This is a genomic window from Shewanella sp. AC91-MNA-CIBAN-0169 (assembly GCF_040310165.1).
Classification (GTDB): domain Bacteria; phylum Pseudomonadota; class Gammaproteobacteria; order Enterobacterales; family Shewanellaceae; genus Shewanella.
The window spans coordinates 1-21,646 of record NZ_JBEOPM010000013.1; the positions used below are offsets into that span (position 1 = coordinate 1).

The following is a 21,646-nucleotide window of genomic DNA, read 5'->3' on the forward strand; positions in this document are numbered from 1 at the left end:
TAATCCAATAACGTCATTTTTATTAAGGTGTTTTACGGATCTAAATATCAAAACCGTTTTGGCAAGGATGTTTGACCATGTTAACAACGCGTCCCCAAGCAAGTTGATAACGTACAGCAACAAACATTCTAATAATAAGCGCAAAATATCTTGCATCCTTGCCGCTTTATCGCTCTACCGTTAGTAGTCAAGAAGACAGCTAACATAACAGTTCAGGCGTTATTGGGTCCCCAGACTCTATTAATCCAATAACGTCATTTTTATTAAGGTGTTTTACGGATCTAAATATCAAAACCGTTTTGGCAAGGATGTTTGACCATGTTAACAACGCGTCCCCAAGCAAGTTGATAACGTACAGCAACAAACATTCTAATAATAAGCGCAAAATATCTTGCATCCTTGCCGCTTTATCGCTCTACCGTTAGTAGTCAAGAAGACAGCTAACATAACAGTTCAGGCGTTATTGGGTCCCCAGACTCTATAATCCAATAACGTCATTTTTATTCCAGCCTCTGGCTGACAAGCTCAAAACAATAATAATCACGAGCTTGATAACACTCTGGAGCATCAATGGGTACAGGTTGATAGCATTGGAGTGTTGGATACCCCAGTGGCATAAATATAACCACAGACAATGCAAACAAAAGCCCCAACGCAAAGGATGCAATGGGGCTTTTTCATTTCTATTAACTCAAAAACAGCTTAAGCTTAACTGAATAAGCCACCGCTTATTCATCGACGGAATTTACACCTTTAACACATTTATTGCTCTGCGATATGAAGGCTTCAAAATCAGTGCTATTGAGTGGGCGACTAAACAAATAACCTTGACCCATAAAACATCCTAATTCAACTAATGCGTGACTTTGCGCTTCAGTTTCAACACCTTCGGCAATTAGCACTAACCCCATCGACTTACCCAACGAAATAATCGTCTTCACAATTTCATAATCATGTTTATTGTTGAGCATATCTTTCACAAACGACATATCAATTTTCATTACATCAACATTAAACTTTTTCAAATAGGCCAAGCTGGAATAACCAGTACCAAAATCGTCAATAGCAATCTTAATCCCTAATGATATTAACTCACTCAACTTGTTTTGCATGTCCGCTGCATCAATCATCAATGCAGTTTCGGTAATTTCCAATTCAAGTAAATGTGCCGGTAAATTATGCTCCAATAGTGCTTTCTTGATCATATCGGCTAACTCGGGATCAGCAAACTGTGCCGCGGCCACATTTACCGAAATAGGAATCGTATAGCCCATTTCTAACCAACGTTTAGCTTCAGCACAGGCCTTATTAAGCACCTGTTTACCTAGCATAATAATTAAACCGGACTCTTCTGCTAATGGAATAAACTCTGCGGGAGAGATAAGCTCACCCTCATCATTGGCCAGTCTAACAAGAGCCTCAGCACCAATAATAATGTTTGTCTGTAAATCAATTTTAGGTTGATAATGCACAAAAAGTTCATCATTAATTAATGCTTTTCTTAAGCGAGTCTCTAAATGATGGCGCTCCATAAGCGAACTTTCTAAATCATGCGAGAAAAAGCAGAAGCGATTTCGGCCTTCCTGTTTGGCACGGTACATTGCCACGTCCGCATGCCTCATTAATTCCTCGGCGTCTAAAGCATCATTTGGGAACACACTAACACCAATACTTATCGATACATTAAACTTCTGATTATCAAGAATAAAAGGTTCATGCATCGCTTCAACTAATGTAGATGCTAATTGCGAAGAGGCCTCAACAGAGCGAGTCTCGCTCATTAAAATCACAAATTCGTCACCACCTAATCTCGCTAATGTATACGATGCAGGTATTAACGAGCGTATTCGTCTTGCCATCATACAAATGAGCTCATCACCATATTGGTGGCCTAAGGAATCATTAAGGTATTTAAAATGATCAATATCGATTAATAGTGCAGCTGCTTTGGTGCCATAAGATCTTGCTGTAGAACACGCCACGCTTAACCTATCTTGAAGTAATATCCGATTAGGTAAATCAGTTAACTGATCATGGTTGGCTAAATGGCTCATTTTCATCGCCATCGCCATCGCTTCACTCACATCATGAAACACCATAATGGCGCCAATCATTTCACCATTTTCATTACGGATTGGCGCGGCTGAATCCTCCACATAAAAAACATGCCCTCCACGTGACGTAAGTAGGCTGTTTAGCGCCATTGCCACAATGCGCTGCTCGCGAAGAGCTAAATATAACGGGTTCAATAATGGCTGCTGAGTATCAGAATCTTTCAAATGCATCACATTTTCAATTTTTTGATGTAATGCCTCTTTTAACCGCCAACCCGTCATGCGCTCCGCAATTGGGTTCATAAAAGTAATAAGCCCTCTTGTGTCAGTCGCAATAACAGCATCACCAATAGAATTGAGTGTTACTCGAAGACGCTCCTTTTCAGAGTACAGCGCTTGCTTAGCATGCTTTACTTCAGAGACGTCAACAACAGTAACCAAGTAGCCATCGACTCCAGCACTTGATTTCATTTTGGACTGAAAGACTTCATAAAAGCTCATACCGTCACGGTTAGGGACTGTGACAATGTACTTTAATGCATCTGAGGTAATATGACGGTGATGATTTAAAATTGCATTACTGAGCGCTTCAGGAAAAATAGTCGAAATATGCTTGTTTTTAACATCACCGACCAAGCTATCAAACCACAAACCAGTGTTGTCATTACTAAATAAATTCTGACCTAAATCATCCCAATAGGTAATAAGCATTGGGACTTGATTAACTAATTGTTGTAGCTCTTCTTTAGCTTTAATAATTAATTGGTTTTGCTGCCTAAATTTAAGTTGTGTATGGACTCGTAAACAACAAATAGAAGCGTTAAAAGGTTTAGTAATAAAATCGACCCCACCACTTTCTAGCGCCAACCTTTCAAATTCAGGCTCAGTGTGGCCGGTAATAAAAATAATTGGAATATCGCTAAATAATGGATTAGCTTTGAGTGCACGACACACTTCCCATCCATCCATGTCAGGCATCTCAATATCGAGTAAAATGACATCAGGCTTAATTTTATCCACTAACGCGAGTGCATTAGTGCCAGACTCTGAAAAAAAGATATTACCAAGAGGCGACAAAATATCTTCCAGCATAAATATATTTTGAATATTATCGTCAATAATCAGAATTTTATAAACAGTATTGGATAAACCCGATAACAACATAGGAAATAACTCCCTTATTTTCAGCTAGATAACATCCATTTAATCTTAAGGTTATCTGTAACCAACATACATTTATAATAGCTTAATTTTTTTACGTCTATCAATAATAGGCAGCAACGTAACCCACTACCTTAATTTAATGAAAACAACACCTACATAATAAGTACATTATGTTAACTTAGTCGATACCAAATGTGCTTGATCATAAAAGATATGAATACGCGAAAACGACATAAACACAAAAATGGTACACAGTTTCGTTAAGTAATATATTTGCACAGCATGTATCCAACGTGCATCTTAATATCTGCCTACATACTAGCGCGACCATATTCAGATAGACAATTGAGTTATCGTTATTGAGAGGCTGTTGAAACACTCATAGGCAATACAGGTAGACTAATTAGATGAGTTTGAAATGAACATGAGTAATACTGAACGACGTATCACGCTATTTTGTGCAGAACATCAGCTTGAATATCATCAGGCTGTTAATCGTTTTAGCGGCAATAAATCCACCTATTTTAAGTCTGTTCAGCTGTTTATTAATGACTTAACCTTGTACATCCAACAAACAATGGCTTCACCGAACCTTCCGGCGGACTTTGCACCTATGCTGCATACACTAAAAAGTTCTGCTGCTACTTTAGGTTTCACCGAATTAGCCTGCTACGCACGAAACCATGAAATTAAACTAGCACACTACTCTCCTACTGAATTTAGCCAGTTTCATAAGATATTATTGGCAAAATTAACCACGAATAAAGATCTAGCGATAATGCTAGCCTCCTTGCTAGAAATGGAATTACAAGCATCAAATAGCCAAGAGAACATACCGATATTAGCAGTGAACAGCGAATTTATTATGATATATGACACGCTAATGGAAGAAGTTAATCACTATAATATGAATGCCATTAATACATTTGCCAAAATAGCCAATACACTTAACCTCATTGCACCACAACATATTGAATTATTAACACAATCAATTAACCAATTAAAGTTTCAACAAGCAGAAAATATATTAGCTGAGATATATCCCCGCATATTGAATATTCAACAGTGACACAGACTCATCAGGAAAATCATAATGCATTGAAATTAATAAACAAATAAAATATAATCTTGCTTTCCCTATTGCTCACTATAAATAAATTAATGTCATCACTCATACCTTAGTACTAACGCTATTGATTGATATTATTAAAAAATCTTTTGTTTGCAAAAATTTAACATCAAAAAAAAATACATTCGCTACACTTAACCTTATTCACTCCTTATTGAAGTATCTTTATGATCAAAGTGTTGAACATGTTTATCTTAACTTTCATATTAATCGGCATTGTCAGTTGTGACCTTGGCACAAGCAAATCACTTACCGCTTCCGCCCTAAAAGACCCCATTAAAATTGCGGTATCTGGCACACCTCTTTCTGCACCTTTTTTTATTGCACAACAACAAGGTTACTTTAGAGCAAATGGGCTTAATGTTGAGCTAGTGAGATTCGACAGCGGAGTGAAATGCTTTGACGCCCTTAAGAATAAACAAGTTGACCTCGCCACGGCCTCAGAAACGGTGGTCATGTTTAATAGCTTTAAACAAACAAACTTTTCTGTATTAGCCAGTTTTGTCGAATCAGATAATGATCTAAAATTACTGAGTTTAACACCGCAAAAATATCAACAACTGGATAATTTAGCCCACGCACGCATAGGGATAGTAAAAAGCAGTGCCAGTGAGTTTTTTTTCGATAGTTTATTGATTATGTATAACAAAACTCAGCAGCCAATCGAGCGAGTATATTTACCTGCGGAGCAGCTTATTCCGGCGTTATTAAATAATGAGGTTGATATTATTTCAGCTTGGGAGCCCTTAAGTTATTTGTTAACACAACAAGTCCCCTCAAATACCAACGTCATCAGCAGTCGCGGCCTATACCACTTATCGTTCAACTTAATCGAGCTTAAAGAGACAAGGCTATCAACTACAGAAAAGTTAGCGCTACTCAAATCAATTAACGACGCAACCGATTATATTCATACACACCCAGATCTTGCTCAGACGAAAATTAGCCGTGTATTAGATATCGATCAATCCCAACTTAGTTATTCCTGGAATGACTATACTTTTCGGTTATCACTCAGTAATGCACTCTTTTCTAACATCCAAACTCAAAGCCAATGGGCAATTGATAATAAATTAGTCTCTGAAGAGAATAGTGTTGATTTTAGGCAGATTCTTGACCGAAAATTGTTTGAAAAGTTCACCAGTTTAGAGGCGGGATGGTAATTTATGATGTTATCTAAACGTCTAAAACTGACCGCAACACTCTGTTCACTGCTTACATTGATTGTCGGCTTGTCACTGATACAAGTTCACTATTATCAACAACAAATATACCGTCAACTCAATTACTCAATGAAGTTACAAATCAACATTGATAGTTTGCGTAGTCAACTGTGGCTTTACCAAGAGTATACAGATGACCAAGGGTTATCAGAGTTAAATATACGCCAAGCTGAGCTGGCCAAAAACCTCTCAGAAGACATTCAATGGGGTACGCAACAAAAACTCATTATTGGAAACCTGAATAGACTGAATACCAATATTAGAGCACTCATTAATACTCAAAATAGCTTTCATAGTAAACAAGTCGATGTGTCATCCACCCTCACAGCAGAACGGTTATTTAAAGCAAAATACAGTATGATTATTGAAGAGATGACTGAAGAAATGTTTAATCTTCATCAATTATCGATTAAACAAGCGAGCCAAAAACAACAAACGTTATTATTCCTTGTTGGAATGGTGCTATTGATATTAGCGATTCTGGTCACCGTATGGTCATTTATGACACTCATTCGATTTAAGAAAGGGTTAGCCTCACTCAACCAAGGGATGGAGGCACTTGCGGCTGGAGACCTAAAGAGTCAAATTAATTTCAGTGATACCGATGAGTTATCTGCACTCGCCCATAACTTCAATAGAATGAAACTTTCACTTGCTCAAATTACCGTTAAAAAGGATGAATTAAAGCAAGAAGTAGACAGCCAAACCCGTAAATTAATTGAACAACAAGACCAACTCATTTTCTTAGCTGAACATGATGAACTAACCGGTATTTATAACCGTCGCGCATTCATAAAACAAATTGATACTGCTATAGCAAGGGATTTACGCGGAGAAAATCAAGCGGCACTATTATTTATTGACCTTAATAAATTTAAAAATATTAACGACACCCTGGGCCATAGTATTGGTGATGAAGTGATCATGACCATTGCAAAACGTTTGGTTAATAGTCTACGCGCTACCGATATAGTGGGCAGACTCGGCGGCGATGAATTTATCGTTTGGCTTGATATGCTCCCAGAACCAATCGATATAGAACATAAAATAAACCAGCTATTAACCAATATTAAGCAACCGATCATTATTGGGAAGCATACTTTAGAAGTTGGCGCCAGTATCGGAATTAGTATACTGCCAGAACATGGTTTAAATAGCCGAGAACTCATCACTGCAGCCGATACTGCGATGTACCAGGCTAAAGCAGACCATAGCATTGAGTATTGTTTCTATACAGGTAGCTATGGGGCATCAACTTTGGCTACCTCATAGGTTTGAGTGTTCCAGTCAAAATAATATTCAACGCCTTGCCATTCATAAACGGTACCGTTCGTGCGCTGAATCACTTTGGCATTTTCAGGTAAACGACTTAACCCAGAAGCATATTGAACTTGAGTAGTCGTTCGCTGCGGCGCAGATACCACTGCAGGTTCAACGACTTGGTAGCTTTGGCGAGGTGCAATATTAACCGTTCGATAAGGGTAATAATTATCGTTGTTGCGACGATATTCGTCTATACCCCAGCGATTGTCATATCGACTGCCATAGCCATTATATCGACTAAGCCCAATCGTCGGCCCCCAAACACTATTCCAACCAAATCCCCAGCGCCATGGGTCACGATAATGCGAAGAATAACGTCGACCTTGATGTTGATAACCTACCGAATGTGACACTCTATCGCCTAGAGCAATATCCAATGGCACTTTCGCCTGCACAGACAGAGTCAAGCTACATAGTAAACAAACTCCACTCCCAAAAGACCATAGCAACACAGGGAATCTATTAATCGGCATACATCACCTCCAGCACATTATCGACACCCACCAGTTTACGCTAAGTCGAGTTAAAGTCGATATCCGTTATGGCTCTGAAATGATAGGTCTACTTAATTATTATTCACACCTATAACCATCATTCACTCCAATAGCATAATCAAACGACTTAGAGAATTTCATTCACTCGATAAACTCTCAATTGATGCCTCCTCAATTGATGTGATTATATTATTGGTATTAACGCTTATAGCCTTTCAAAATGATTAGTTAATAATCAATGACAGTTAATGGTGTGGCACAATAGCCTTAGATAGCTGACTACCTGATGAACTGATTAAATGACATTCAGATATTTACTCTCAAACGAAAAGAACTAATATCCAACCTAACCAGTATTGAACCCCGCAGAGCAATACCAATTTATATGGATTGGTATTAACCCTATATTAGAAAAATGCTATAGTGCGCGCCATATTGGTTTGGATTTCATTTACAGGCGGTAAACATGAGTTTTAAAGATTTACGCAGCTTCATCGATCATTTGGAAAAAAATGGCGAGTTAAAGCGCATTAGCTACCCTGTTGACCCTCATTTAGAAATGACAGAGATCGCCGATCGTGTTTTACGATCTGGAGGCCCCGCACTGTTATTTGAGAATCCGACCAACCATACCATGCCAGTACTGGTTAACTTATTTGGCACGCCTAAACGTGTTGCTATGGCATTGGGTAAAGACGACCCTTTGGCTTTGCGTGAAGTCGGTGAATTATTAGCATTCTTAAAAGAACCAGAGCCACCAAGTGGCTTTAAAGATGCCATCGCCAAAATACCTATGTATAAACAGGCATTAAATATGCCGCCTAAAACAGTGCGTAATCCGCCTTGTCAGCAAGTGGTTAAAACCGGTGATGAAGTTGACCTAACATCGTTGCCAATCCAACATTGCTGGCCTGGAGATGTCGCCCCATTAGTGACTTGGGGACTCACCATCACCAAAGGGCCGCGTCAAAAAAGACAAAACCTAGGTATTTATCGTCAACAGTTATTAAGCAAAAACAAGCTGATTATGCGCTGGCTTGATCACCGTGGCGGTGCCTTAGATTTTAAAGACTTTAAACAGCTTCATCCGGGAGAGCGTTATCCTGTCGTAGTGGCATTAGGTAGCGATCCAGTGACCATTTTAGGGGCTGTCACTCCTGTGCCAGACTCCATGAGTGAATATGCTTTTGCAGGTTTACTGCGCGGCGAACGAACTGAAGTCTGTAAAGCCATTAGCTGCGATCTTGAGGTGCCAGCCACCAGCGAGATTATTCTTGAAGGTTATATTGACCCAGATGAGACAGCAGTAGAAGGTCCATATGGCGATCACACTGGCTACTATAACGAAACCGACTCATTCCCAGTATTTACCGTAACTCACATTACTCATCGTAAAGACGCCATTTATCATAGTACCTATACCGGTCGTCCACCTGATGAGCCGGCCATGTTAGGCGTGGCGTTGAACGAAGTATTTGTCCCCATTTTACGTAAGCAGTATCCAGAAATTATTGATTTTTATCTGCCGCCTGAAGGTTGTTCATATCGTATGGCTGTGATTTCAATCCGTAAGCAATATCCTGGTCATGCTAAGCGTGTCATGATGGGGGCCTGGTCATTCTTGCGCCAGTTTATGTATACCAAATTTATCGTTGTTGTTGATGACGATGTCAATTGCCGTGATTGGCAAGATGTTATTTGGGCCATTACTACACGAATGGATCCTATTCGCGATACCATGATGGTAGATAATACTCCAATAGATTATCTTGATTTTGCCTCACCCGTTGCTGGTTTAGGATCTAAGATGGGTTTAGATGCCACTAACAAATGGCCTGGTGAAACCACGCGAGAATGGGGAACCCCTATCGTGATGGATGAAAAGACAAAACAGAGAATTGACCAAATTTGGGATGATCTCGGCATACAAGATATGCCAACATTGTAACTACAGCGATCCGATCCGGGCGTAAATAGCTATAATTAACTCGTTGATAAAAAATTATAAAAGGGTTTAAAGGACGTTAGATGAAAACCATTCGTTGTCAGATAGAAAAAGTCACCCCGTTTAATGACGCTGTATACCAAGTGTTCCTTAAACCCGAAGCAGCCTTTGACTTTAAGGCTGGCCAATACCTAACTGTGGTCATGGGTGAAAAAGACAAACGTCCTTTTTCTATCGCTTCCGCGCCTAATGCAGCGTTAATTGAGTTGCATATTGGTGCCGCGGTTAGCGAAAGTTATCCAATGCAAGTTGTTGAACGCTTACAAACAGCGACACATATTGATATTGAAGCACCTGCTGGCGAAGCTTTTTTACGTAGTGAGAGCCATCGACCACGCATCCTAATTGCAGGCGGTACCGGTTTCTCATATATAAAAAGTATCGTTGAAGCACAAATTGCTAACGGCGAAACCATTAATACTAAACTGTATTGGGGTTGTCGTAACGAAGAAGCTATGTACTATCAAGACATCGCTCGTCAATGGCATGCCGATCATTCTTGGTTAGAGTTTATTCCAGTAGTAGAACTTGCTGACGGTAATTGGGAAGGTAAAAAAGCTAATCTACTCGAGCAGATTAAGCAGGATTTTGTCAGTTTGAATGGCTACGATATCTACATTGCTGGCCGTTTTGATATGGTTGGCACTGCACGAGAATTGTTCCGTGAGCTTGGCATTGAAGAAGCCCATTTGTATGGTGATGCTTTTGCATTTATCAAATAGGCTTTCCCAATAAAACCATTAAAACCGGCTATCTTGCCGGTTTTTTTATCGGTAAATCGACTGATTGCCTTTGTATTCCATGGCTCATTTATTTAAAATTAGCGCACATTTATTAATAAGGTACTCCAATGAAACTCAGTCAACTCACTCAGCCTATCTATGACCATTTATATCGCGATATTTTTGAGTTTCGCAGTACTTTTGATTTACCGGTTAACGACAGTGCTAGCCTAGACGACAAAGCTGATACCTTACACACCTCATTAATTATTGAAGAAATGACCGAGCTTGCAGAAGCAGACTCTCGCATGGAACAAGCTGATGCGATTGTTGACTCTGTCTATGTGTTAATGGGTCGTTTAGTGCACATAGGTGCGTCTCAGGTAAGCGATCGTCTAGAGATCAGCTATCTTATCGATTTATTGCTTAACGTGGCTAAAAACCGCGAAATAGACTTTATCCAATGCTGGGATGAAGTGCACTCAAGCAACATGAGCAAAGTATGCCGTAACCAGCAAGAATTGGATGAAACCATCGCCTTTTACGCCAAACAAGGTGTTGAGATAGTCGGTAGCACTAAAGGCGAGTTTGTTATTGCGAAGTGCGCTAAAGATGTCGATATGGCGGGTAAAGTGGTTCGCCAAGGCAAAGTATTAAAATCAGTTTATTATCGCCCTGCAGACTTAACTAAGTTAGTACGAGACTAGGTTAGTGCGAGACTAAGTTAGTGCGAGACTAGGTTAGTACGAGACTAAGTTAGTACGAGACTAAGTTAGTGCGAGACTAATCAGCCAATCAACTACAGGGCTTTCACTTGCAAGTACTGATTTACCCATAAAAAATGCGCTTTTATCAGCGCATTTTTTATGACGTTTCCGGTTACACAACCACCGAGGTTTTAGCATTATTAAGCGCCTGAATGAATCGCTGCGGCTCATCCACACTCAAATGCACCGTTTTCATCGGTTCGGGTAACTGACCCATACCACCATGATAAATGACCGGACGGTTGAAGGTAATAGTGACATTACTCTGCCCACGGCCAATCATAATGGTTTCTGGCTCATCTTTATTTAATTCAGTTGATTGTTGATCAGCGGCACTAGCAATATCGGCAATGTTCACTACCATAAATCCCCACAATGAATTATTGATCACTAAGTTATCTCTGATTAAATACAAAGAGTAATAACGTGATAATCGATGGTTAGCCACGATAGACATTAAGGTATAGGCAATAATGCTCGAGACAATAATCGCCACCCACTCACTCCACGATGCCAGTAATACGTAACTCAGACTCGACGCACCAACACAACCAATTAGCATTAACCACACATGCCAGCGTGTCGCGCTAACAAGATTGATATTGGCAATTACTGGTGGATGATGACGTGAGAACCAAGGGATAGAATAAAACCAGTTAGTCGCTTCACTGGCGAGAATAAGCGCAATAGTTAAGCTTTTATCATCGCCATCCCGATACGTTTCTACCGCCCCAACTCTAGGATCGCCCTTAAGCTTTCGTACCTTAATCAAGCCACGAACAACACTCACCACCAAATACAATTCAATGACCAACAGCACCGCAATAATCGGATAGCGTAACCATGCAATAAACTCAAAATAATGCGCGACTTCAGCAGGAAAACTTAACCGAGCAACCAAGCTGCTCAAACTGAAAATAACAATCAGTTTCCACAGTTTCTGGCCACCCATTTTAATAATGCAATACCAGTAGCTCAGTGGCAGTAACACAAAATACAATCCGCAAATAAGATATAACGACCACTTATCAGCGTCACTTGTTAACGACTCTGGTGTCCACTGAACGCCTATCACAAAACCCAACACCATTAAGACTAAAAAGACTAACCGATACTTAACTGTGGCTCTCATTGAATACTTATCCCTGTATATGTTACTGACCCACGCCATATCATTATTCTTAATATAAACGTGAAGATACAAGTTGTTAACATATCAGCAAACATTAGTTTCACCGCTATTGATTGGCACAAAAATTGTTACTAAAAATTGCCGTCAATGGGTATCAAGATAAGTTGCGCTTGAACAGCCAAGTTAAACCATGAATCGCGGTGGTAGGAAAAGCCATCGAATGATCGGCCTCGGGGATGACTAGCAGCTTGAGTGCTAAGTCACCAGATTGCGCCGATGGATGGGATTGGAGTCGTTTAAATAAAGCCTGCGCATCTGCAACCATCTGATGACCATTATCGGTATAAGGTGGTTTTTCCAATTCGCCAATGCCAATAAACACCTTGGCAGATATTGCTGGTGTTTGACTAAAACGCTGAGCAAACTGCTGCAATAATTGTTTATTGTCAAACCACAGAGATGGACTGCCCAATACGTAATAATTAAATAACTTTGGCTGTTCTAATAAAATATAAGCACCCATTAACCCGCCTAGCGAATTACCCACAAAGGTGTTTTGTTGGCTGTCGACCCGATAGTTTTTTTCAACGAATGGCATAACAACCTGGCTGATAAAAGCAACGTGTCGCTTGGCCTCGCCAGTGGGTAGTTTCCAACTCGCATCGTGACTTGGGGTATAGTCGCGGATCCGACTCGCCGAACCTTTGCTTGGCCTCTGATAGCCTATGGCGACTAAAATAGCTTGCTGCATCATGTTACTGTTCATTGGAAATCGCGTCGCACCAGACACCACTTGTAAGCTATACATGGAGTCAGTCATGTATATCACTGGATATTGATGTGAACTTTTTTGCTGGTATTTTTTGGGGAGCTTGATCATCACTTGATAGTCACGATCGCCATCTTTAAGCACAAATTGGCGGGTACGAGGAATATTGACTACTGCAGCTGTGGAATGCACATCGACAGCGTTGCTTGTTAAGCCTGGCAGTACAGCATCATTGTTAGCTGACGCACTGGCTAGAGATAGCCCACAACACATTATCGCGCCGATTAACCCATAAATTGTTTTCATGCATCCCTGCCCTATGGTAATAAACCACAAACGTTAAATCATATAATCCAACGCAAGTGCGATAAACAATACCATTCCGGCCCAGTTATTATTTAAAAAGGCTTTAAAACATGGTGCACGTTCACGACCAAAAATTAATCGTTGCTGATACACGGCAAAACCAATAAAGCTGATAATACCTAAGCCGTAAATAATCCCACGGTCGGCCACCAGCCCAGCCATCACAAAACACCCTAGTGCAGCAAGTTGAAACAAACCGATAATCTGTCGATCAAAGCGACCGAATAAAATAGCCGTTGATTTAATGCCTACTTTTAAGTCATCGTCACGATCGACGATGGCATACATGGTGTCGTACGCTACCGTCCAACACCAATTGGCCATAAATAACCACCACGCTTCAACTGGCACTTCACCAAGTTGAGCGGCATAGGCCATCGGAATTGACCAACTCCACACAATGCCCAAAAACATTTGTGGCATGTTGGTCACCCGTTTCATAAACGGGTACATCACCGTTAAAATAATCCCCACCACAGATAACTGCACTACCAGTGGATTAAGCCATAATACTAAGCAAAACGCAGCCAAACCTAAGAGGGTAAATAGAGTCAGTGCCTCTTTAACAGACACTTCCCCCGACACCAACGGTCGCATACTCGTACGCTCGACATGAGCATCTAGTTTACGATCGGCAAAGTCATTAATAATGCAGCCATTGGCGCGCATAATCACCACGCCAATAATAAAGATTAACAACACCTTAATGTCTGGCAGCCCTTGAGCCGCTAACACCAGTGCCATTAAACACGGCCATAGCAGAAGCAAGGTACCAATAGGCCTATCTATCCGCATTAATCGTGCATAAGCACGAAGCTTATCTTGCAATGTCATTGGCGTCATCTCTCCATGATTTAGCAAGCGAAACACGTTAACAACGCTCTAGTTTTGCTAACGACACCAACAGCCATTTACTGCCAAAATCGACAAACTCAACCTGCACACGTCCTTTTTCACCAGAACCTTCAAAGCTAGTCACGACCCCTTCACCAAACTTAAAGTGCTTCACTTTAGAACCCACTTTATGACCGGTGTCGTTAAAACCATGAGGTTTTTTAGTGGCAACCGTAGCCTTCGCAGGAAAACGCTGACTAACTGACGGCTTAACCTGAGCACGTATACGGATTTGCTCAACAAACTTTTCAGGAATTTCGTTAATAAACCGTGATGGGCTAGCATAATCTTCACGGCCATAAATACGACGAGACTCAGCATAACTGATGTACAGTTTTTGCATAGCACGGGTCATACCGACATAACACAAACGGCGCTCTTCATCTAAACGATCGCCTTCATCCAGTGCCATCTTGCTCGGGAATAATCCTTCTTCAACGCCCGCCATAAACACCATTGGGAACTCAAGCCCTTTGGCTGAATGCAATGTCATCAACTGCACGGCATCGGTAAAGGCATCAGCCTGACCTTCGCCAGCTTCTAATGCTGCATGAGACAAAAAGGCATTAAGTTCGCCCATGTCTTCAAGCTCTTCAGGCATTTCAAAACTGCGCGCAGCAGTAACCAACTCGTTTAAGTTTTCAATTCGAGCTTGAGCTTTCTCGCCTTTTTCGGCCTCATACATGGTACGCAAGCCTGAACGGTCAATCACATCGTCAGCCATCCGGTACAGCAACATATCTGCCGTATCCGTTCGCATCGCAATAATCAGTTCCATAAAGCCATTGATGGCATTAGCCGCACGCCCGGCAAGGACTTTCTCTTCGATTAAACTCACGCAAGCTTGCCACAGCGTCAGTTCATGCTGTCTAGCGGTTGAGCGGATGATATCCAAAGTACGATCGCCGATACCACGAGCTGGCGTATTCACCACACGCTCGAATGCCGCATCATCATTTTGGTTATTAATCAGACGCATATAGCCCATAGCATCTTTAATTTCTTGTCGCTCGAAGAAGCGCAGACCACCGTAAATACGATACGCTAACCCTTTGTGTAAAAAGGCTTCTTCTAATACTCGCGATTGCGCATTTGAACGATATAAAATGGCGCACTCGCTCAAACTGCCGCCCTTTTCATGCCAGTCGCTAATGCGTCCAACAATAAATTTGGCTTCATCCATTTCATTAAAGGCGCAATAGACCGAAATGGGCTCGCCATCTTTATCTTCGGTCCATAACTCTTTGCCCAAACGATCTGGGTTATTGGCAATCACAGCGTTAGAGGCATTCAAAATATTCGCTGTTGAACGATAATTTTGTTCTAAACGAATGGTTGTTGCACCCGAGAAGTCTTTTAAGAAACGATGTAAGTTTTCAATTTGCGCACCACGCCAACCGTAAATAGATTGATCGTCATCACCGACAATCATCACATTGGCTGTGTTACCGGCTAACACACGGATCCACGCATATTGAATCGCGTTGGTATCTTGAAACTCATCCACTAAAATATGACGGAAGCGTTCTTGGTAATGTGCCAGTAAATGCGGTTTATTGAGCCATAATTCATGAGCTCGTAGTAAGATTTCGGCAAAGTCGACCAAACCTGCGCGATCGCAAGACTCTTGGTAAACCTTATAAATATTCAGTAAATTTTGTTCAATCGGAAAACCGCCCGCATCGATATGCTTAGGTCGTAATCCTTGGTCTTTTTTGCCGTTAATATAGCCTTGGGCCTGACGAGGAGGATATTGCTTCTCGTCTAAATTAAGGCTTTTAAGAATGCGTTTCAGTAAACGTAACTGATCGTCAGAATCGATAATCTGGAAACTTTGCGGTAAATTGGCATCTTGATAATGGGTTCGCAATAACCGATGCGCTAAACCATGGAAGGTACCGATCCACATCCGCCCCATGTTAGTGCCCACAACCTTTTCCACCCGTTCACGCATTTCTGCCGCGGCTTTGTTGGTAAAGGTGACTGCCAAAATAGAATATGGACTTTGTTGTTCAACTTGCATTAACCACGCAATACGATGGGTTAATACACGGGTTTTACCACTGCCGGCACCCGCTAACACCAACATATTTGAAAGTGGCGCGCCGACTGCCTCACGCTGTTTATCGTTTAGGCCGTCTAATAATGATGATACGTCCATTTTTCCTCCCAGAAATCTGCGAGGCATTATATCTTAAATAGCGAGATAATGGCGTGCAATACTTCAGCTATTTTATGCCCACTATCACCTTAGGTAGCAGAGTGAACCTTTAGACGACATTAATATCAAAGTCACTAAAATCACTCACTTGTGATGTTCTAACCGCGAAAATCACACCTAAATTGACAAAGCTGTAAGCGAAAATTACTATATAAAATAAACAATTAATTAATGTTAGCGTTAAGTAATTGGCCTAATAGGCTATTAAACACTCACATTCATGACTAAAGAAACTAGATTAAGTTTGCTTTTTATGGCGAGTAAATCTGGTGACATGTCGGTTTATGATCGATATGTTCAATGCCATTAATACTAAAAAGTCCATTAAAATGGATTTATTGTCCACAGCTTCAGCTGTATAGGTTGCCATATTGAATATCAAAGATTTAGAGCTATTCATTGCTGTAGCAAAGTTAGGCAGTTTTTCAAAAGCGGCAAAATCTTTTGATACTCGCAGAGCATTAGTCAGTCGCCGGATTGGAGAAATAGAAAAACAGCTCGGGGCACCGTTATTTACTCGCACAACAAGAGTCATGGCCTTAACCTCTGCAGGTCGACAATATCTTGCTCAAATCGAACCTTTAGTGAATCAATTAAATCATGCCGGATATGTGTTTAAACATCGTCATGATGAAGTACAAGGTAATTTACGCATTGGTTTATTGCCTTTCGTCGACAAGTTGATGGATGAATATATCGCTCACTTCATTCATGCGTATCCGCAAGTCCAATTAGAGGTGTTAATTGTGTCTGGTGGCAGTAAAGAGCTCAATCGTTTAGGGCTCGACTTGATTATTGATGTCGGTCAAGTAAACGGTGCAAATATTGCTGTACATAAGTTGACGACTTTTGAGCGTAAAATTTATGCTAGCCCAAGTTATTTAGAAAAATCATCACTGATCGAAAATACCGATGACTTACAATACCATTCATTACTAGGCTTTAGAGATGCACATGGGCAACTAGAGCAGACTTGGCATTTTCAGCATGCAAATGTACCAACTCATTATAAAGTTATCTGCAGCGACTTTAACTCGTTATATCACTTATGTTTAGCCGGGGCGGGTATCGCTTTATTACCTCATGTTATTGCTCACGAGGCAGTAAATCAGGGACGATTAATTAATATTCTACCGCAACACAGCATTGGCTTTGCCGATATCAGCTTGGCCTATTCGACCAAAAGTCTTCAATCGCCTGTGGCAAAAGCCTTTTGCGAACATTTACTTCGAGAGATGGTTCCCAGTTAAAGCGGTAAAAGCGGTAAAAGCGGTAAAAGCGGTAAAAGCGGTAAAAGCGGTAAAAGCGGTAAAAGCGGTAAAAGCATAATTAAAACAGACTGCAGCGGTAAAGGTATAATTTAAATAGACTGCGGCGGTAAAAACAATAAAAAAGGTTAGCGAAATCGCTAACCTTTTTTATGTAATGTTCGTCACGCGGTGGCGTGACATAGCAGTATTAACGATTATTTTTTATCGTCTTTTAAGCCAATACTTTGCATCCAGTATTCAAAATTAACTAGATTACCCGGTAACACAATACGGCTATCAGGTTTGCTTAAACCATCTAGCTGCTTCATATACTGTTCACCAAGTTGCATACGCAATGCACTTTGTCCGCCTTCAGATGAAATAACCACCGCTAATCGTTCTATCGACTCAGCAGTTGCTTTCGCTAAAGTGAGAATTTCTTGCGCTTTACCTTCGGCCTCATTAATGCGGCGTTGCATCTCACCTTCAGAACGGTTAATGGTTTCTGCCATTACACCTTCTGAACGATTAATCTTACTTTGCTTGTCACCTTCACTTTTAGCTAATAATGCCCGACGTTCCCGCTCGGCATTCACCTGCATTTCCATGGCGTTTTTAACTGTTTCTGGTGGGGTGATATTTTTAATCTCATAACGATGCACTCGAATGCCCCACATAGAGCCAGCTTCGTCGAGAACTTCAACCACTTTGGCTGATATCACATCACGCTCTTCAAAAGTACGATCTAAATCTAAGGTACCAATCACAGAACGCGTAGTTGTTTGAGCAAGTTGAATGGCGGCATAACGGTAGTCGGTAATACCATAACTGGCTTTAACGGGATCGGTAACCGAAATATAAATCACTCCATCCACTTCAACATTAACTTCATCACTGGAGAAACATTCTTGTGGCGGTACATCAATCGTTTCTTCCTTTAAGTCGTGGATATAAGCCACTTTATCAACGAAAGGGATCAGTGCATGGAAGCCTGCATCTAAGGTATTGTGATATTTACCTAAACGTTCAACAATATAAGCCGACTTGGTCGGTACAAGACAGATAGACTGGAATAGTTTTAGCACAAAAATAGCAAAAATTACGCCCCAGATAGCCATCACAATAAAATCAGTATCAATTCCGTTAATCAACATTAGCGAGCTCCTTTTGCTGATGAGTTTGATACGGCATGAGTCACTTGCTCCATACCTTCAAAAAAGCCTTCTAGCTTGGCCATTTCAGCTGGCACAACAGAAACTTGAGCTTCAGATAAAATCTTGCCCACTTGACCAATAAACTGCTCTTTAAGCAACATATTCATTGCGTCATTGCCGCCATTTACCGTTAAGGCTTTGCAGATCATTTCCATGCCTTCTGCCTTTGCAGTGGCAATAATAGAAATTTCTTGCCCTGTACCTAAAGCCTCATTAATGCGCTTTTGTTTTTGACCTTCGGACAAATTAATCGCCTCTTGACGTTCACCTTGCGACATATTGATCATTGCTGCTTTTTCAGCATTGGCCAAAGTGATCTCGGCACGCTTGCGACGCTCTGCTTCCATTTGTTTTTCAAGGGTGTGAATAACTTTCATTGAAGGGGAGATATTTTTAATCTCGTAACGTAATACTTTTATCCCCCAAGGATCAGAAGCCTTATCAATTTCGCGCACAATGGATTCATTCAAACTGTCACGTTCAGAAAACGTTTGCGACAAGGTCAGCTTACCTATTTCTGAACGCATGGTTGTTTGCGCTAAGTTAACCGCTGCACGGCGATAGTTTTCAATACCATAGCTGGCCAGCTTGCCGTCCATCACTTTAAGGTAGACTAAACCGTCAACTTCCAACTGGGTGTTGTCTTTTGAAATACAACTCTGCGGCGGCACATCTAATACTTCTTCACGAGTGTCGTGGCGATAAGCAACCCGATCGACAAAAGGAACAAGAAAATGAAACCCTGGCTCGAGCACGGTACGAAACTTACCCAAACGCTCAATAACATGCACTTCACGCATTGGCACAATTAACATTAGTTTGAACAAAATGAACATTACAAATAAAAAAACGATTGTTAACACAAACATATCTACTCCCTTTTAATCTGACTTTCCTAGATAACACTTAACGGCAATCACAACACGACGATTTCGAAACAATACTTAATTTACGAAACAATATTCATGACACTAAATTTACGAAACAATAATGACAAAACAATATTCATATCACAATAATCTGAATTTTTTACAGTTAAGTACTCAATAACCTCAACTCACGGTAACAACTCGCAGTAATAACTCGCAGCAACAAAAGGTTATCAACTAAATCGCTATACAGAATCGATGATAGGTTCAACAACAAAAGCAATATTATCCCGACAAATGATCCTGACTTTGGTACCTTTTTTTATCACGGTACCATCACCTAAAGCAGTCCAATCAGTACCCAAACAGCTTATTCGACCGGTCTTTTGACCAGGGCCGATGGCTTGCTTAACGATAGCGACTTGATTATAAAGATCCGCCTCTTCATCGGTATTATCGACATGTGAATCGCCGCCCACTAAACGCTGGGTCACATGACGAAAACTCAGTAATAACACCATTGAAGCCATAAACCATAATGTCAGACTTTGTACCAAGCCATCGATAATGCCAACAGCTTGTGCTGCTGCGACGATAACGCAAGCCGCACCTAATAAAATAACGATACCACCCGGAATGATAATCTCCGAGATCATCAATAACAGCCCAAGCACTAGCCAGACTGCGATCGGATTTGCAAGCTCCATATTCTCCCCCATAAATGAGAATGTCCGTAAATTCACTATAACAGCTTTATTTATTAATGCGACATATTATGTCAAAGCGTTATTGCGAACAGTAAACGGGACAAACGATTCATCAACTTACCATTACCACACGAATACGTATCGCTAGTAATGAGTAACTGTAATAATAAGTCCCCCTATACAAATCAGTATTACTGCAAAGTGACATTTTATTTGTCACCATGGTGGTATTCGTTTTAAGTAAGATAACAGCGCCAATCAAACACCTTTATGCGTTACATCGCATTGACAGTGCTAATACCTGTCATAAGATTATATTGATGATGAAAACAATGAAATCTGTACATTCTGGTCGGTTTTAATTGTGCTCTTTCAAAATATTGAATATATTGCGCCCCATTGTGCACGATTGGGAATAATAGGTCACAAATTTAACCTCGATCGCTATAAAACTTACCTTTAAACTGTCAAAATTGACGTCTCTGATCATTTTACTAACCGGAAGAAAAATGAAAAAAATCTACCTTTTAGCCACATTAGTACTCTCACAAAATGTTTTTGCTGACGATTTAGTTCAATGGTGGGATGTTAGCGCTACTGTCTTGCATGGCGAAAACTATGACTTAGCGCCATCAGAAAGACAAACAACCATTACCCTAGAAACAGCCGGTGCTTGGAAGTATGGCGATTGGTTTGCATTCCAAGATTTTATTAATTTTAATGGTAATAATCACGGTGTTGATAGTTCGACTTATGGCGAAATATCTCCGCGCTTCAGTGCTAGCAAAATATTGGGTCAGCCAGTGAGCTTTGGTGCGATAAAAGATGTCTCTTTAGCATTAACTTACGAAGAAGGTGAAGGCCCAGTTCACAGCATGCTTTATGGTATTGGTGCAGACCTTGACGTGCCATTTTTTAGCTATTTACAACTGAACACTTACCGCCGAGATGCAATAAGCAGTGGTAATATTAGTGATGGTTGGCAGTTTACGCCGGTATTTAGAATCGACATGCCAGTGGGCAATGCCAACATTATTATAGATGGCTTCATTGATTGGGTATTTTCTGCCGACAACAACGGCTACGACGAAAACCTGCACATCAACCCACAAATAAAGTATGACTTAGGTAAAACACTGTTCGGTGATCACAAGCAAAACAAACTGTTGGTAGGTTTTGAATATGATTACTGGCAAAGCAAATACGGTGTTGCGGGTATCGACCAAAATACCTACTCAATTATTGCGCAATATCATTTCTAATTGATGCCGCTATTGATATAAATTAGATAACAAAAAAGGTGCCTAGGCACCTTTTTTAATGATTACATTTCAACACTCATT

17 protein-coding genes are annotated in these 21,646 nt (G+C 40.7%); 8 read left to right on the forward strand and 9 right to left on the reverse strand.

Going from position 1 to position 21,646, the window contains the following annotated elements:
• Nucleotides 1-728: 728 nt before the first annotated feature.
• Nucleotides 729-3,218, reverse strand: a complete 2,490-nt coding sequence (locus tag AAEY98_RS12280; RefSeq protein WP_351017275.1) for an EAL domain-containing protein — start codon at nucleotides 3,216-3,218, stop codon at nucleotides 729-731.
• A 418-nt stretch (nucleotides 3,219-3,636) separates the two neighbouring features.
• Here AAEY98_RS12280 and AAEY98_RS12285 point away from each other — a divergent pair, with 418 nt between their 5' ends.
• From AAEY98_RS12285 to AAEY98_RS12295, 3 genes are all read left to right on the forward strand, one after another.
• Entirely contained in the window at nucleotides 3,637-4,287 is a 651-nt protein-coding gene (locus AAEY98_RS12285) for a hypothetical protein (protein WP_351017278.1), read from the forward strand.
• A gap of 245 nt (nucleotides 4,288-4,532) precedes the next feature.
• Entirely contained in the window at nucleotides 4,533-5,510 is a 978-nt protein-coding gene (locus tag AAEY98_RS12290) for an ABC transporter substrate-binding protein (RefSeq protein WP_157822763.1), read from the forward strand.
• A 3-nt stretch (nucleotides 5,511-5,513) separates the two neighbouring features.
• Nucleotides 5,514-6,842, forward strand: coding sequence for a diguanylate cyclase domain-containing protein (locus tag AAEY98_RS12295; protein WP_351017281.1), 1,329 nt, complete (start codon nucleotides 5,514-5,516; stop codon nucleotides 6,840-6,842).
• On the opposite strand, the gene AAEY98_RS12300 is transcribed toward AAEY98_RS12295, so the two are convergent.
• A complete protein-coding gene (locus AAEY98_RS12300) occupies nucleotides 6,812-7,366 on the reverse strand; it encodes a hypothetical protein (RefSeq protein ID WP_351017285.1) in 555 nt (184 codons plus the stop codon). The genes AAEY98_RS12295 and AAEY98_RS12300 overlap by 31 nt on opposite strands.
• 487 nt (nucleotides 7,367-7,853) lie before the next feature.
• Here AAEY98_RS12300 and ubiD point away from each other — a divergent pair, with 487 nt between their 5' ends.
• From ubiD to AAEY98_RS12315, 3 genes are all read left to right on the forward strand, one after another.
• On the forward strand, nucleotides 7,854-9,335 hold the full coding sequence (gene ubiD, locus AAEY98_RS12305) for a 4-hydroxy-3-polyprenylbenzoate decarboxylase (RefSeq protein WP_101085174.1): 1,482 nt from the start codon (nucleotides 7,854-7,856) through the stop codon (nucleotides 9,333-9,335).
• A gap of 80 nt (nucleotides 9,336-9,415) precedes the next feature.
• Nucleotides 9,416-10,114 carry an NAD(P)H-flavin reductase gene (gene fre / locus AAEY98_RS12310; protein WP_101085173.1) on the forward strand — a complete coding sequence of 233 codons (699 nt, stop codon included), beginning with the start codon at nucleotides 9,416-9,418 and terminating at the stop codon, nucleotides 10,112-10,114.
• Between the two features lie 128 nt (nucleotides 10,115-10,242).
• Nucleotides 10,243-10,821, forward strand: a complete 579-nt coding sequence (locus AAEY98_RS12315; RefSeq protein WP_351017288.1) for a nucleoside triphosphate pyrophosphohydrolase family protein — start codon at nucleotides 10,243-10,245, stop codon at nucleotides 10,819-10,821.
• Between the two features lie 172 nt (nucleotides 10,822-10,993).
• Here AAEY98_RS12315 and AAEY98_RS12320 read toward each other — a convergent pair whose 3' ends face one another.
• From AAEY98_RS12320 to uvrD, 4 genes are all read right to left on the reverse strand, one after another.
• Nucleotides 10,994-12,013, reverse strand: a complete 1,020-nt coding sequence (locus AAEY98_RS12320; RefSeq protein WP_351017291.1) for a hypothetical protein — start codon at nucleotides 12,011-12,013, stop codon at nucleotides 10,994-10,996.
• 154 nt (nucleotides 12,014-12,167) lie between these two features.
• Nucleotides 12,168-13,088, reverse strand: a complete 921-nt coding sequence (locus AAEY98_RS12325) for an alpha/beta hydrolase (protein WP_351017294.1) — start codon at nucleotides 13,086-13,088, stop codon at nucleotides 12,168-12,170.
• Between the two features lie 33 nt (nucleotides 13,089-13,121).
• Nucleotides 13,122-13,982 carry a 4-hydroxybenzoate octaprenyltransferase gene (gene ubiA / locus AAEY98_RS12330; RefSeq protein WP_182743113.1) on the reverse strand — a complete coding sequence of 287 codons (861 nt, stop codon included), beginning with the start codon at nucleotides 13,980-13,982 and terminating at the stop codon, nucleotides 13,122-13,124.
• 37 nt (nucleotides 13,983-14,019) lie between these two features.
• Nucleotides 14,020-16,203, reverse strand: coding sequence for a DNA helicase II (gene uvrD / locus AAEY98_RS12335; protein WP_011638834.1), 2,184 nt, complete (start codon nucleotides 16,201-16,203; stop codon nucleotides 14,020-14,022).
• Between the two features lie 431 nt (nucleotides 16,204-16,634).
• Here uvrD and AAEY98_RS12340 point away from each other — a divergent pair, with 431 nt between their 5' ends.
• Nucleotides 16,635-17,513 carry a LysR family transcriptional regulator gene (locus AAEY98_RS12340; protein ID WP_351010077.1) on the forward strand — a complete coding sequence of 293 codons (879 nt, stop codon included), beginning with the start codon at nucleotides 16,635-16,637 and terminating at the stop codon, nucleotides 17,511-17,513.
• A gap of 215 nt (nucleotides 17,514-17,728) precedes the next feature.
• Here AAEY98_RS12340 and AAEY98_RS12345 read toward each other — a convergent pair whose 3' ends face one another.
• The 3 genes from AAEY98_RS12345 to AAEY98_RS12355 all read right to left on the reverse strand — a co-directional run bounded on the left by AAEY98_RS12345 (nucleotide 17,729) and on the right by AAEY98_RS12355 (nucleotide 20,303).
• On the reverse strand, nucleotides 17,729-18,667 hold the full coding sequence (locus AAEY98_RS12345) for an SPFH domain-containing protein (RefSeq protein ID WP_101085167.1): 939 nt from the start codon (nucleotides 18,665-18,667) through the stop codon (nucleotides 17,729-17,731).
• Nucleotides 18,667-19,596, reverse strand: coding sequence for an SPFH domain-containing protein (locus AAEY98_RS12350; protein WP_101085166.1), 930 nt, complete (start codon nucleotides 19,594-19,596; stop codon nucleotides 18,667-18,669). Before AAEY98_RS12350 ends, AAEY98_RS12345 begins: the two co-directional genes overlap by 1 nt.
• Before the next feature lie 245 nt (nucleotides 19,597-19,841).
• A complete protein-coding gene (locus AAEY98_RS12355) occupies nucleotides 19,842-20,303 on the reverse strand; it encodes an NfeD family protein (protein ID WP_101085165.1) in 462 nt (153 codons plus the stop codon).
• A gap of 509 nt (nucleotides 20,304-20,812) precedes the next feature.
• On the opposite strand from AAEY98_RS12355, the gene AAEY98_RS12360 reads away from it, so the two are divergent.
• Nucleotides 20,813-21,565 (forward strand): outer membrane protein OmpK, encoded by a 753-nt coding sequence (locus tag AAEY98_RS12360; RefSeq protein ID WP_351017297.1) that lies wholly within the window; start codon nucleotides 20,813-20,815, stop codon nucleotides 21,563-21,565.
• Nucleotides 21,566-21,646: the final 81 nt, after the last annotated feature.

Bases quoted from the DNA above. Each gene is read 5' to 3' on its own strand.
- AAEY98_RS12280 (WP_351017275.1), bottom strand. From the start codon at position 3,218: ATGTTGTTATCGGGTTTATCCAATACTGTTTATAAAATTCTGATTATT.
- AAEY98_RS12285 (WP_351017278.1), top strand. From the start codon at position 3,637: ATGAACATGAGTAATACTGAACGACGTATCACGCTATTTTGTGCAGAA.
- AAEY98_RS12290 (WP_157822763.1), top strand. From the start codon at position 4,533: ATGTTTATCTTAACTTTCATATTAATCGGCATTGTCAGTTGTGACCTT.
- AAEY98_RS12295 (WP_351017281.1), top strand. From the start codon at position 5,514: ATGATGTTATCTAAACGTCTAAAACTGACCGCAACACTCTGTTCACTG.
- AAEY98_RS12300 (WP_351017285.1), bottom strand. From the start codon at position 7,366: ATGCCGATTAATAGATTCCCTGTGTTGCTATGGTCTTTTGGGAGTGGA.
- ubiD (WP_101085174.1), top strand. From the start codon at position 7,854: ATGAGTTTTAAAGATTTACGCAGCTTCATCGATCATTTGGAAAAAAAT.
- fre (WP_101085173.1), top strand. From the start codon at position 9,416: ATGAAAACCATTCGTTGTCAGATAGAAAAAGTCACCCCGTTTAATGAC.
- AAEY98_RS12315 (WP_351017288.1), top strand. From the start codon at position 10,243: ATGAAACTCAGTCAACTCACTCAGCCTATCTATGACCATTTATATCGC.
- AAEY98_RS12320 (WP_351017291.1), bottom strand. From the start codon at position 12,013: ATGAGAGCCACAGTTAAGTATCGGTTAGTCTTTTTAGTCTTAATGGTG.
- AAEY98_RS12325 (WP_351017294.1), bottom strand. From the start codon at position 13,088: ATGAAAACAATTTATGGGTTAATCGGCGCGATAATGTGTTGTGGGCTA.
- ubiA (WP_182743113.1), bottom strand. From the start codon at position 13,982: ATGACATTGCAAGATAAGCTTCGTGCTTATGCACGATTAATGCGGATA.
- uvrD (WP_011638834.1), bottom strand. From the start codon at position 16,203: ATGGACGTATCATCATTATTAGACGGCCTAAACGATAAACAGCGTGAG.
- AAEY98_RS12345 (WP_101085167.1), bottom strand. From the start codon at position 18,667: ATGTTGATTAACGGAATTGATACTGATTTTATTGTGATGGCTATCTGG.
- AAEY98_RS12350 (WP_101085166.1), bottom strand. From the start codon at position 19,596: ATGTTTGTGTTAACAATCGTTTTTTTATTTGTAATGTTCATTTTGTTC.
- AAEY98_RS12355 (WP_101085165.1), bottom strand. From the start codon at position 20,303: ATGGAGCTTGCAAATCCGATCGCAGTCTGGCTAGTGCTTGGGCTGTTA.
- AAEY98_RS12360 (WP_351017297.1), top strand. From the start codon at position 20,813: ATGAAAAAAATCTACCTTTTAGCCACATTAGTACTCTCACAAAATGTT.